Origin of the sequence: Loktanella sp. PT4BL, assembly GCF_003201935.1 — a bacterium.
In the GTDB taxonomy this organism is placed as follows: Bacteria; Pseudomonadota; Alphaproteobacteria; order Rhodobacterales; family Rhodobacteraceae; genus Yoonia.
The window spans coordinates 169,000-181,656 of the sequence record NZ_QJJL01000001.1 but is presented as its reverse complement, the minus strand read 5'-3'; the positions used below and the strand labels follow the sequence as shown (position 1 = coordinate 181,656).

General features: G+C 57.2%; 10 protein-coding genes. 6 read left to right on the top strand and 4 right to left on the bottom strand.

All coding sequences use genetic code 11. The features are described 5' to 3' along the window. Window positions 1–23: 23 nt before the first annotated feature. Window positions 24–875: an urea carboxylase-associated family protein gene (locus tag C7964_RS00860; RefSeq protein ID WP_110277829.1), complete on the top strand. Its 852-nt coding sequence runs from the start codon at window positions 24–26 to the stop codon at window positions 873–875. Here C7964_RS00860 and argE read toward each other — a convergent pair. Both argE and C7964_RS00850 read right to left on the bottom strand, forming a co-directional pair. Beyond that, window positions 872–2,059, bottom strand: a complete 1,188-nt coding sequence (gene argE, locus C7964_RS00855) for an acetylornithine deacetylase (RefSeq protein ID WP_286163678.1) — start codon at window positions 2,057–2,059, stop codon at window positions 872–874. The two genes, C7964_RS00860 and argE, sit on opposite strands and share 4 nt — an antisense overlap. A 6-nt stretch (window positions 2,060–2,065) precedes the next feature. Then, the gene (locus C7964_RS00850) at window positions 2,066–3,250 is read right to left on the bottom strand and encodes a M24 family metallopeptidase (protein WP_110277828.1); all 1,185 of its coding nucleotides are present in this window, start codon (window positions 3,248–3,250) and stop codon (window positions 2,066–2,068) included. Window positions 3,251–3,589: 339 nt separating this feature from the next. Between C7964_RS00850 and C7964_RS00845 the strand changes: the two genes are divergently transcribed. The 5 genes from C7964_RS00845 to C7964_RS00825 all read left to right on the top strand — a co-directional run bounded on the left by C7964_RS00845 (window position 3,590) and on the right by C7964_RS00825 (window position 10,241). Further along, entirely contained in the window at window positions 3,590–4,696 is a 1,107-nt protein-coding gene (locus C7964_RS00845; protein WP_110277827.1) for an ABC transporter ATP-binding protein, read from the top strand. An 86-nt stretch (window positions 4,697–4,782) separates the two neighbouring features. Then, window positions 4,783–5,898 carry an extracellular solute-binding protein gene (locus C7964_RS00840; RefSeq protein WP_110277826.1) on the top strand — a complete coding sequence of 372 codons (1,116 nt, stop codon included), beginning with the start codon at window positions 4,783–4,785 and terminating at the stop codon, window positions 5,896–5,898. Between the two features lie 78 nt (window positions 5,899–5,976). Further along, entirely contained in the window at window positions 5,977–7,638 is a 1,662-nt protein-coding gene (locus C7964_RS00835) for an ABC transporter permease (RefSeq protein ID WP_110277825.1), read from the top strand. A gap of 16 nt (window positions 7,639–7,654) precedes the next feature. Next, window positions 7,655–8,863: an ABC transporter permease gene (locus C7964_RS00830; protein WP_286163676.1), complete on the top strand. Its 1,209-nt coding sequence runs from the start codon at window positions 7,655–7,657 to the stop codon at window positions 8,861–8,863. A 175-nt stretch (window positions 8,864–9,038) separates the two neighbouring features. Further along, window positions 9,039–10,241, top strand: coding sequence for an aminopeptidase P family protein (locus C7964_RS00825; protein ID WP_110277823.1), 1,203 nt, complete (start codon window positions 9,039–9,041; stop codon window positions 10,239–10,241). Here the strand turns inward: C7964_RS00825 and C7964_RS00820 are convergent. Further along, the gene (locus tag C7964_RS00820; RefSeq protein WP_110277822.1) at window positions 10,238–11,566 is read right to left on the bottom strand and encodes a UDP-glucose dehydrogenase family protein; all 1,329 of its coding nucleotides are present in this window, start codon (window positions 11,564–11,566) and stop codon (window positions 10,238–10,240) included. The two genes, C7964_RS00825 and C7964_RS00820, sit on opposite strands and share 4 nt — an antisense overlap. Before the next feature lie 51 nt (window positions 11,567–11,617). After that, window positions 11,618–12,631, bottom strand: a complete 1,014-nt coding sequence (locus C7964_RS00815; RefSeq protein ID WP_110277821.1) for an NAD-dependent epimerase/dehydratase family protein — start codon at window positions 12,629–12,631, stop codon at window positions 11,618–11,620. Between the last annotated feature and the right edge of the window lie 26 nt (window positions 12,632–12,657).

The window sequence follows — 12,657 nt, the reverse complement described above, 5'->3', positions numbered from 1 at the left end:
TCCCCTGAGACGAGTATGCACCCATGAAACCTGATCAGCCCGCCTTTACGCGCCCAAGCGATGCCGACGCCCGCCGCACCAAGCCTGCGGTGATCTGCTATCCGACTGATGCGCTTGCACCGCCGGACCATGCGGCGATGCAGACCCGCCGTGCCAGCGCCACCCATCGCGACACCTGCGTGATCCCGCCCCGCGACGCGCGCTGCACGACCGTCCCTGCGGGCGGATTCTTTCGGATTACATGCCCGGACGGCGCGCAGGTCGGCGATCTGAACCTATGGTCCGCCACTGACCTGACCGAACATTTCTATTCCGGCAAAACGCGCGCCTTGCATGGCACACATCTGTCCACCGGCGACAGGCTTTGGTCGCGCTTTCCGAACATGCGCCCGATGGCGACCATCACAGAGGACACGCTGGATTGGTACGGTTGGGATGCCGACGGCGGATCTGTACATGACGTGATCGGCACACGCTGCGATCCCTACACCGGACGGTTGTTGTCGGGGTCCGACTATCACTACTGTTGCCATTCCAACCTGACCCGCGCACTGGCAGACCACACAGGCATGTCACTGGCCGAGGCAGAGCCCTATGTGCACGACGTCCTGAACGTCTTTATGTGCACCGGTTTCACCAACGACACGCATCAGTACTTTATGAAGGCCAGTCCTGTGCGGAAGGGCGACTATCTGGAATTCTTTGCAGAGATTGACCTGATCGTCGGCCTCTCTGCCTGCCCGGGCGGTGATTGCGGGGACGAGCATACCTCGGACAAGGCCGCGTGCTATCCGCTGGTGATTGATGTCTTTGAAAGTGCAGACCCCTTCACATCACCGGCGCCTAACGCCTACGACCGCAGTCACGGGCGCTAAGATATATAACGCACCAGTCGCGAGAGCATGCTCATACAGGCGTCCAACTGGTCAATCTCAAGGTATTCATCAGGCTTATGGGCCTGCTGGATTGAACCGGGACCGCAGACCACCACATGGCTGCCCAGCGCCTGAAAAAGCCCTGCCTCGGTGCCAAAAGCCACCAGATCGGCGCCGTTCGCGCCTGTCAGTTCGGCGACCAATTCGCGCGCGGCGTTCACGGCCATCGGCTCAAGTCCCGCGATTTCGCCCACAGTGGTCAGGGTGATGCTGGCGTCAGGGCTGACAGCCTGCATGGCGGGCAGTAAGGTATCCGCGCAATAGCGGGCCATGCTGGATTTGACGAAATCGGCGTCGCTGTTCTGCACGGGCCGCATTTCCCATTCAACCTCGGCTTTGCCGGCGATCACGTTATGGGCCACGCCGCCCGAAATACGGCCAACATTGATCGTTGTCCAAGGCGGCTCGAACTTGCTGTCCGCTGGTGCGCGCGCAATCAGGTCCTCGCGCAACTCCATCAGCCGCGTGACATAGCGCACAGCATATTCGGCCGCATTTACACCCAGATCAGGGGCGGAACCGTGGCCCTCAAGCCCTGTGAAATGCGCCGTGTATTCGCAGCAGCCTTTATGCCCCTCGATCACCCGCATTTCTGTGGGTTCGCCGATGATCGTAATGTCAGGCACCAAACCAAGATCGCGCATGACACCGACAAGCGATTGCGCGCCCAGACAACCGGTTTCCTCGTCATAGGTAAAGGCGAAGTGGAGCGGACGCGTCAGCTTGTCTGCATCAACAGTTTCCGCAATGGCCAGCGTGGCCGCGATAAACCCCTTCATGTCGCAGGTACCGCGCCCGTAAAGGCGGCCGTCACCTTCGTGCAAGGCGAACGGGTCCGTGGCCCAGTCCTGATCTGCGACAGGGACCACATCGGTATGACCAGATAACAGGATACCGCCACGCGCGTCCGGCCCAAGCGTCGCAAAGAGGTTCGCTTTGCTGCCGGTATCATCATGATCCAGAAAAACGCGCGCGCCCTGACGTTCCATATGCTCCGCCATCCACGAAATCATCGCCAGATTGCTGTCGGCCGAGATCGTGGGAAAGCCGATAAGGTGCTGCAGGATGCTCTGGGCACGCTGCGTGATGTCCGTCACGCGTGGCGAAGAAAGAGGGACAACCACGCGCGCCTAGTCCTTGAGGTACATCTTGCGTGGCCGGTCACAGAAACAGGCCGCCGGTCCGTCCTCTGTAATAAGAATGGATTCCGTGATCTCCAGACCCCAATCATCCATCCACAGACCGGGCATAAAGTGAAATGTCATGCCCGGCTCAAGGATCGTTTCGTCTTCTTCGCGCAATGAAATCGTCCGTTCGCCCCAATCCGGGGGATAGCTCAGCCCGATGGGATAGCCGCAGCGCGCGCCGCGTTCGATACCGGCGCGTTCCAGCGGGGCGGCGAGGGCTATCGCGATATCCTGTGCGCGATTGCCTGCACGGGCGGCATCAAGGCCGGCCTCTAGCCCTTCTACAAGAGCGGCTTCGGCGCGCTTGAGAAAATCAGGCGGTGTCCCAAGAAAAACAGAGCGGCAAAACGGGATGTGATAGCGGCGATAACATCCCGCCAGTTCAAAAAAGGTGCCCTCACCACGTTTGAAAGGCTGGCTGTCCCACGTCAGATGCGGGGCGGCGGCATTTGTGCCTGAGGGCAAAAGCGGCACAATCGCAGGGTAGTCGCCCCAATCGTCACCAACGCCACGGATCACATCGCCATAGATTTCCGCCACCAGATCATTCTTGCGCATCCCGGGTTCGATCCGCTCGATCACCCCGTCCATGACGTTTTCGGCAATGCGCGCCGCTTTTTGCATAAAGGCGATCTCTTCGTCGGATTTCACCGCACGCTGCCAGTTCACAAGTGCTGTCGCATCCAGAATTTGCGCATTGGGCAGTTCTGCGCAAAGCGTGGTGTAGGCTTTGGCCGAGAAATAGTAATTGTCCATCTCGACACCGATACGCGCCTTCGCATGGCCCATCTCGGTCAGCAGGCGCGCAAGGTCCTGCATGGGATGGCGGACCGTGGATTGCACAAAATGGTCGGCATAACCAAAGATCCGGTCGTCCTGCATCCAGACCGTGCGGAGCGCACCATTGGCGTCCTGCCTGCGCCCCCACCAGATTGGATCAGCGTCATGAAAGACCACGACACCCTGATGGACATAGAACGACCAGCCGTCATAGCCGGTGATCCACGCCATGTTCGAAGGATCCTCGACGAACAGGACATCCAGTCCGGCAGCGGCCATCGCTGCGCGTGTCTTGTTCAGGCGGCGGGCGTATTCCTTGGCGCTGAACGCGGGGTCTGGGTGTGTCATTTGCGGTGTTCCTCTCGCCATATGCGCGGTGCAACTGCACAAGAGGCTACAGCGACGTCTGCGCCCCGCCTCGCGTTTCGCGACATCGCATGTGACAAGAGCGTCATCGGGTTACAGGTAAACTGCTATCCCTCCAAAACCGGATTCATAAAACGCCATGATTCTTGGCATCGCGTGGGGCAGATTGCCTCATTTACAGCGCTGAACGCTATATAAAAAAGGAGTTTTTTGTCCAAAAAGAGACCGCTCAGGAAATCTGCTTGCAAACCACCAACGCTTTTACGTTAGTATGTGCCCAACGCAGAGATAAAAAATGTTGCGACACAAGGGGAGCCAAATTTGGCCGATACAAAACAAAACGACTCTTTCGTCGAATTCGAAAGAGTGCAGAAGAGTTATGACGGCGAAACGCTCGTCGTGAAAGACCTCAACCTTCAAATGCCAAAAGGCGAGTTCCTGACAATGCTCGGGCCTTCGGGTTCGGGCAAGACGACTTGTCTGATGATGCTGGCCGGTTTTGAGACGGCGACGCACGGGGATATCCGGCTTGATGGTAAATCCATCAACGATATCCCCCCGCACAAACGCGGCATCGGCATGGTGTTCCAGAACTATGCGCTGTTCCCGCATATGACCATCGCCGAGAACCTCGCCTTTCCGCTGGAAGTCCGCAAAATGGGCAAGTCCGAGCGGGAACAGAAGGTCAAACGCGCATTGGACATGGTTGAAATGGGTGCATTCGGCAACCGCCGTCCGGCCCAGCTTTCGGGTGGCCAGCAACAGCGCGTCGCCTTGGCCCGAGCGCTGGTTTTCGAACCTGAACTGGTGCTGATGGACGAACCGCTTGGCGCGCTGGACAAACAGCTGCGTGAAAAGATGCAGTTCGAGATTACCGATCTGGCCCATAACCTTGGGATCACCACGGTTTATGTAACCCACGACCAGACAGAGGCGCTGACCATGTCAGACCGCGTTGCCGTGTTCGATGATGGCCGTATCCAGCAGCTTGCCCCACCCGACGAGCTTTACGAGCAACCTCAAAACAGCTTTGTGGCGCAGTTTATCGGTGAGAATAATACGCTCAGCGGCAAGGTGACCAAGATCGACAACGCAAAAAATACCTGCGTTGTCCAGCTTGATAGCGGCGAGGAAATCGACGCGGTACCTGTGAACGTCAATGCGGTGGGTGAACGCACAACAGTGTCGATCCGCCCCGAACGCGTTGAAACCAACAAAGAACGCTTGTCTCCGGACGCGCATACGCTGAAGGCCGAAGTGCTTGAGTTCATCTATATGGGTGACATCTTCCGCACGCGCCTGCGTGTTGCAGGGTCGACCGAATTTGTCATGAAGACACGGAACGCCCCCGACCAACCACGTCTTCGCCCCGGCGAGCAGATCGAAATTGGTTGGTTGCCAGAAGATTGCCGTGCTTTGGACGCGTAGAGCGGCCTTAAGCACAATCAGATTGGCCGCGCTAGCCCTGGTATGCGCGGTCATCATCGAAAAACCAGGTTTAACGGGAGAATAGAATGAAGTTTACGAAACCAATTCTGACGACAATGGCCCTGGGCCTGTCCGCCACGACATCACTTGCTGACGGTCATATGGCTTCGGACATGACACTGGTCAGCTGGGGTGGTGCATACCAGTCGTCGCAGATCAACGCATATGCTGACCCATATGTCGCGATGAACCCAGGTGTTACCATCACATGGGACGAAAGCTCTGCCGAAGCTGTGGCCAAGCTGCGTGCCATGAACGAAGCCGGTTCGATCACATGGGATGTGGTTGATGTTGTTGCCGCTGACGCGCTGCGTCTGTGCGACGAAGGTCTTGCGATGGAAATCGACCCTGACGAGATCCTTGCGCCAGCGCCGGACGGGACATCTGCTTCTGACGACTTCGGTGACCTGCTGGTTGGCGACTGCTTTATCCCGCAGATCGTCTATTCCACAACATTCGGCTACCGCACAGACATGGTGCCAGCCGGTGTAGAAGCGCCAAACGACATCTGCGACGTGTTCGACCTGGAAACATATCCTGGTATGCGCGCGCTGGAACAGCGCCCCATCAACAACGTTGAGTGGGCTCTGCTGTGTGACGGTGTTGCAAAAGAAGACGTCTATGACGTTCTGGCAACCGAAGAAGGCCAGGAGCAGGCGCTTGCCAAGCTCGACACGATCCGTGACAGCGTGATCTGGTGGTCCGCCGGTGCAGACACACCACAGCTTCTGGCTGATGGCGAAGTCTTCATGGGCTCCACATACAACGGCCGTCTGTTTGCTGCGATCGAAGAGCAGGGCCAGCCAATCGGCATGATGTGGGACGCGCAAGTGTTCGACCTTGACGGCTGGATCATCCCAGAGGGTCTGTCCGACGAGCGTCTCGCGCGCGCTTTGGACTTCATCTACTTTGCGACTGACACACAGCGCCTTGCTGATCAGGCCAAGTACATCTCTTACGGTCCTGCACGTTTGTCTTCTGCGCCACTGGTTGGCCAGCACGCAACACTGGGTATCGAGATGGCGCAGCACATGCCAACAGACCCGGCGAACGCTGCTAACACCTTCCTGTACAACTATGAGTTCTGGGCTGACTACCGCGACGATATCGACGCGAAGTTCCAAGCCTGGCTTGCACAGTAAGCACTTTCGGAAAGGGGCGGTTTCGCCCCTTTCCATTTCTATGAATACTGAAAATTGCGTTAAACGATTGGGGACGACATGAGTGATACAACCGGCTCGGGACCAATGCTTGCTGCTGACGGCAGGCCTCTCAAAGAAAGCCTGGGACGCGCACTTCGCCGCCAAAAACTTCGGGCGCTGGCACTGATCGCCCCGCTTCTATTTTTTGTTCTTCTGACCTTTGTGATCCCGATCGTTTCCATGCTGATCCGGTCGGTCGATAACAAGATCGTCGAGAACACGCTGCCCGGCACGGTGCCTGCACTTGCTGCATGGGATAGCACGACGCAGGATTTGCCGTCCGAAGACGTCTATCAGAACATGTTCTTCGACCTCTTCAACGCCTCTGAGGCCCGCAGGCACACCCGCCTGGGCAGCCGCCTGAACTATGAAACCACCGGCCTTGCCTCGCTGTTCCGCACATCCGGGCGGAACATGGATTCCATCGGCGAAGTCTTTCAGGACGCGATCGAAGATGTGGATCCGCGCTTTGAGGAAGGCGCCTTCTGGTTCGAAATGATGAACGGTGCTGGCGGTGATGCTATGCTTGAAATGCGGCGCGCACGTTGGGAAAACCTGACCGAGCAAGACATGTCCGCCGACATCGGCTTTATGCCATCGCAGGCCATCATCGAGATACTGCCAACAACCGCAGCCGCCTATACCGATTGGGCGATCTGGACTGTGATCGACGAAGAAGAAGTCGTGTCCGAGGAAGACCCGTGGGAGGCCGTTTATGCCGCACTTGCCATTGATCTGCGTAACCCTGCGACAGGGCCGGCACTGGCAGCATATAAAGGGCCGGGCGCCGAGGCGCTGCAAACACTTGCTGCCGCTGACCTGCCGGATCTGACCTTTGCACAGGCATTCCTTGATCTTGATGAAGACTGGGCCGACAAAGAGGTCTGGGAGACAATTGTTGTTTATAGCCCGAACTACACCGCCGGTTACTTTCTCAACGCCGTTGACGCGCAGCTGACACCCGAAGGCGTGTCCATGCGCCCTGACAATCAGCAGCTTTACATCCAGCTTTTCATCCGCACATTGCAAATGTCGCTGATCATCACAGGCAGCTGTATCCTGCTGGGCTATCCGATTGCGTGGCTGCTGGCCAACCTGCCGGTGCGGACCGCCAACGTGCTGATGATCCTTGTGCTGCTGCCTTTCTGGACCTCGCTTCTGGTGCGGACGTCCGCGTGGAAGGTTCTGTTGCAACAACAAGGTGTGATCAACGAAATCCTTGTATGGCTCGGCTTTGTGGATGACGCAAACCGTCTGATCCTGATGAACAACTCGACCGGTACCATCATTGCGATGACGCATATTTTGCTGCCGTTCATGATCTTGCCACTCTACTCGGTGATGAAAACGATCCCGCCATCCTATCTGCGGGCTGCGAAATCACTGGGCGCCACCAATTGGACAGCCTTCTGGCGGGTATACTTCCCGCAGTCTGTTCCGGGTATTGGCGCGGGGTCGATCCTCGTGTTCATTCTGGCGATTGGCTACTACATCACGCCCGAGATCGTGGGGGGTACCGATGGTGTCTTTATCTCCAACCGGATCGCCTATCACATTTCAAGCTCGTTGAACTGGGGCCTTGCAGCCGCATTGGGTACAATCCTTCTTGTGCTCGTTATGGCGCTCTACTGGTGCTACGACCGCATCGTCGGCATCGATAACGTAAAGCTGGGGGGCTAAAACTATGGCAAAGAAGATGCTTATAGCAGAAAAGCGTCCGGACCTGCTCCGGTTCACCATGCCCCTGACGGCACTCCTGGCCGCCATGTTCGGCTTCGTCGGCGGCAATATGGCAGCACAGCCGATGCTGGGTGCGCTGATTGGTGCGCTGGTCGGTTGTGCGATTGCATTTGTGGCAGAAACGAACCTCATGCGGCGAACACAGGTGCGCTGGGGTGTCATCGCGGTGCTCGCAATTGCCGGTCTTGTCTTTGGCAACGTCGGCACAGCTGTTTCTGGTGCGATCATCGGGGCCGTTCTGAGCTGGACAGCTTATTGGCTGGCGACGGGCGCTTACGGCATGACTGTACCAATCTACTACACCCCTGCACAGACGCTGTGGCATAATACGTTCAAATTCATCTGCGGCCTGATCTTCTTCTTCCTGGTGGCACCACTGATCCCTGTGATGTGGCTCAGCTTCAACGCAGAGGATTTCTTCACCTTCACACCGGAGATGCTGAACTTCCAGGCCGAGGGCTATAGCCTCAAGCACTACCGTGATTTCCTTGGCACGGATGAGTGGATGGTGCCGCTGAAGAACTCTTTGATCATTGCGCCGATTGCGACGATCATTTCGGTGACATTGGGAACGCTGGCCGCGATTGGCCTGTCGCAAAGCCACGTTCCCGGTCGCCAGGCGATCATGGCAATCCTGATTTCGCCGATGATTGTCCCGCTGATCATTTCGGCAACGGGTATGTTCTTCTTCTACGCGCCTTTGGGCAACTGGCTGGAAGCAACACTTGGCCTGTCGCAATCATTCGTGGGCTTTGTCAAAGTGATCCTCGCACATGCCGTGCTCGGTATTCCTTTCGTGATCATTACGGTGACTGCAACCTTGGTTGGCTTTGACCGTTCGCTGACGCGGGCTGCGGCATCTATGGGGGCCAACCCTGTGACCACCTTCTTTCAGGTGCAAATGCCGCTTATTCTGCCCGGTGTGATCTCCGGTGGTCTGTTCGCCTTCATTACGTCGTTTGACGAAGTGGTTGTCGTGCTCTTCGTGGGTTCTGCCCAGCAGCAGACACTGCCATGGCAGATGTTCACCGGCCTGCGCGAGCAGATTTCGCCAACAATCCTTGCCGCAGCGACAATCCTGGTCATCGTGTCCATCATGCTTCTGACGACGGTCGAACTCTTGCGCCGCCGGTCCGAGCGGTTGCGCGGTCTGTCCCCCGCATAAGGGGGCTTGCCACAGCCCGTATTTTGCGGGCAAATGACCTTGAGGGTCGGCGATGGCGTCGCCGACCCCTTTTTATTTGACACGTTTCATCCTGAACGCCGGGACTTCACTTTGCCGCCTTTGCGTCAGATGAGTTCACTCTTCACGCATGGGCCGCTGATCACGGAGCCATGCTATGGATCGCCCAGAATTCTACCGTTTCCATCAGGGGGAAAAGACCCTTCCCTTCGCCCCTTCCGAATATGACGCCCGCCTTGCGCTGCTGCGCGCCGATATGGCCAGGACCGGTGTCGAGGCCTGCGTTTTTAGCTCGATGCACAACATCGCCTACTACTCGGGCTTTCTCTATTGCTCCTTCGGGCGCCCCTATGCGCTTGTCGTCACACCCACGGAATCCGTCACCATCAGCGCAGGCATTGACGCCGCCCAGCCCTGGCGGCGCAGCCATGGTGACAACATCACCTATACCGATTGGCAACGGAACAACTACTGGCGCGCGGTACTGTCCGTGACCGGCAGCGGCAAGGCGATCGGCTATGAAGGCGATCACATGTCGCTCGCGCAGTTTGATCTGCTGAAATCCTTCCTGTCGCCTTCAGAGACGGTGGATATCGCCCCGATGACGATGCGCCAGCGCATGCATAAATCCGCCGCCGAAATCGCCCTGATCCGGCAATGTGCACAGATCGCCGATGTGGGCGGCTATGCGATCAAGGACGCGGTCAAGGCAGGTACGCGCGAGATTGATGTCGCCATGGCAGGGCGCGACGCGATGGAGCGCGAGATTGCCAAGGTCTTTCCCGATGCGGAATACCGCGACACTTGGGTCTGGTTCCAGTCCGGCATCAACACCGACGGCGCGCATAACCCTGTCACATCACGCAAGCTTGAGACTGGCGATATCCTTAGCCTGAACACCTTCCCGATGGTCAGCGGTTATTACACAGCGCTTGAACGCACGATGTTCGTGGAAACGGTCGATCCTGCCAGCCTGAGAATCTGGGAAGCCAATGTCGCGGCACATGAATACGGGATGAGCCTGCTGAAACCGGGCGCCAGCTGCGCGGAAGTCACTGAAAAGATTAACATCTTCTTCGCCGAACGTGACCTCCTGCAATACCGGACCTTTGGCTACGGTCACTCATTCGGTATATTGTCGCATTACTACGGCCGTGAAGCCGGACTTGAACTGCGCGAAGATATCGACACGGTGCTGGAACCCGGCATGGTGATCTCGATGGAACCGATGCTGACAATCCCTGAAGGCACACCAGGTGCAGGCGGGTACCGTGAGCACGATATTCTGGTAATCACCGAAGACGGCAACGAGGATATCACAGGATATCCCTACGGCCCCGACTTCAACGTGGTGGCCTAGTCGTCGAAGGGTAGCTTGGACTTGCGTCCCATGCCGGTGTAGGCCTCAAAGCCTGCATCAAGCGCGAGGTCGCAAGAATAGATATTGCGCAGGTCCGCCATGCGGGGCTGCGCCATCCGACCAGCCATATCGCGCAGATCAAGGGCGCGGAATTCGTTCCACTCGGTTAGCATGACCACGGCATCCGCGCCATCTGTGGCCGCATAAGGATCGTCAAACCATGCCACGTTCGGCAACAGCGATTCAGCCTCACGGAAAGCCTGAGGATCAACGACACGCACATTCGCACCACGCCCGACAAGCACAGGCACAATCGTCAGCGCGGGCGCATCGCGCATATCATCCGTGTCGGGTTTGAACGTCAGGCCCAGCACGGCAATCGTCTTGTTCTGAAGCTTGCCATCACACAGGTCGATGATCTTTTCGATCATCAGGCGTTTGACCTCTTCGTTCACTTTGATGACCGTTTCCACGATCTGCAGAGGCGAGGAATTGTCCTGCCCGATCCGCGCCAGCGCCATCGTATCCTTTGGGAAACAGGACCCGCCATAGCCCGGCCCCGCTTGCAGGAACTTGGGACCAATGCGGCTGTCAAAGCCCATGCCGTTGGCTACGTCCTTTACATCAGCGCCGGTTCTTTCGCAGAGCATCGCGATTTCGTTGATGAAGGTCACTTTTGTCGCCAAGAATGCGTTGGCGGCGTATTTGATCATCTCTGCTGTTTCAAGATCTGTGGTCAGCAACGGGTAATCTCGCAGCGCAAGCGGGCGGTAGACCTCTTTCATCACCTCACTCGCGCGTTCTGATTCAACACCGACCACCACGCGGTCAGGGTGCATGAAGTCATCAATCGCAGCCCCTTCGCGCAAGAATTCAGGGTTCGAGACAACGTCGCACGCCAGATCGGGCCGGACCTCCTTCAAGAGTTCCGCCACCTTGCGGTTCGTCCCGACAGGCACGGTTGATTTTATCACGATGACCGCAGGTTTGGTCAAAACCTCGGCCACTTCTTTGACAGCACCGAACACGAAACTCAGGTCCGCATGGCCATCACCGCGTCTGCTGGGGGTGCCGACGGCGATGAAAACCGTGTCGGCGTCTTGCGTCGCGTCCCGAAGGTCATCTGTGAATGACAGCCGGTTTGCCGCCATGTTGCGGGCCATCAAACGATCGAGACCCGGCTCGAATATCGGGGTTTTGCCTGCGCGCAAAAGTGCGAGCTTATCCTGATTTTTGTCGACGCAGACCACCTCATGCCCAAAGTCCGAGAAACAGACGCCAGACACCAGACCAACATAACCGGTGCCAATCATTGCAATTTTCATCGTCTTCTCTCTTCTTTAGCAGTGGCGCATGTCTCTCATGAAACGCCAAATTCACTTACCGTAATAGTCGCGATACCATGCAACGAACGCGCTGACACCCTCTGCAACATCGGTTTGCGGCGCATATCCGGTCAGGTGTTGCAGCAAGGCATTGTCAGCAAAGGTTTCGTGCACGTCACCCTTTTGCATATCCATGAAATTCTTTTCCAGCGGCATCCCCAGCGCATCCTCGATCGCGGCAATGAATTCCATCAAAGGCACCTTCGTCCCGTTGCCGATATTGACCACACGGAACGGGGCGGCGGGGCTGAGGCTATCGCCCTCGGCAATGTCATCGGGCGTGGCAGGTTCGACAGGCGGCGTATCAATCAAGAGCCGGATACCGCGCACAAGATCAGTCACATAGGTGAAATCACGCGCCATTTCGCCGTTATTGTAGACGTCGATGGCCTCTCCATCTAATCCGGCTTTGACGAATTTGAAGAGTGCCAGATCGGGCCGCCCCCAAGGACCATAAACGGTGAAAAACCTAAACATCGTGGTCGGGATCTTCCACAAATGCGCATAGGCGTGTCCCATATGCTCATTTGCGCGCTTGCTGGCAGCGTAGATCGTCAGCGGCGTATCGGCGCGCTGCGATTCATTGAACGGCATGTCTGTGTTGGCCCCGTAAACCGATGAGGTCGAGGCCATCAGCAAGTGCTCAACCTGATGGATGCGCGCACATTCAGTCACGTTGAACGTGCCCATGACGTTCGTTTCCATATAGGACCGCGGGTTTGCGAGCGAATAGCGCACGCCGGCCTGTCCTGCGAGGTGGACGATAATATCCGGCCTGGCCTCATCACAGGTTTTCGCCAGAAGATCATAGTCTTCCAGCAGCCCCTCAACACATGAGAAATGCGGGTTTTGCAGCAATATCTGATGACGGCGGCGTTTGAGCTGCACATCGTAGTAATCGGTCATGCCGTCATAGCCGACCACGCGAAACCCTTCGTCCAGCAAAAGTTGCGCAAGGTGAAACCCGATAAATCCGGCCGTTCCCGTAATAAAGACAGTGCGCATAGTATGAACCTTGATGAAAACGGCAG

Coding starts and splice junctions, on each gene's coding strand:
- C7964_RS00860 (WP_110277829.1), top strand. CDS start 24: ATGAAACCTGATCAGCCCGCCTTTACGCGCCCAAGCGATGCCGACGCC.
- C7964_RS00850 (WP_110277828.1), bottom strand. CDS start 3,250: ATGACACACCCAGACCCCGCGTTCAGCGCCAAGGAATACGCCCGCCGC.
- C7964_RS00840 (WP_110277826.1), top strand. CDS start 4,783: ATGAAGTTTACGAAACCAATTCTGACGACAATGGCCCTGGGCCTGTCC.
- C7964_RS00835 (WP_110277825.1), top strand. CDS start 5,977: ATGAGTGATACAACCGGCTCGGGACCAATGCTTGCTGCTGACGGCAGG.
- C7964_RS00830 (WP_286163676.1), top strand. CDS start 7,655: ATGCTTATAGCAGAAAAGCGTCCGGACCTGCTCCGGTTCACCATGCCC.
- C7964_RS00825 (WP_110277823.1), top strand. CDS start 9,039: ATGGATCGCCCAGAATTCTACCGTTTCCATCAGGGGGAAAAGACCCTT.
- C7964_RS00820 (WP_110277822.1), bottom strand. CDS start 11,566: ATGAAAATTGCAATGATTGGCACCGGTTATGTTGGTCTGGTGTCTGGC.
- C7964_RS00815 (WP_110277821.1), bottom strand. CDS start 12,631: ATGCGCACTGTCTTTATTACGGGAACGGCCGGATTTATCGGGTTTCAC.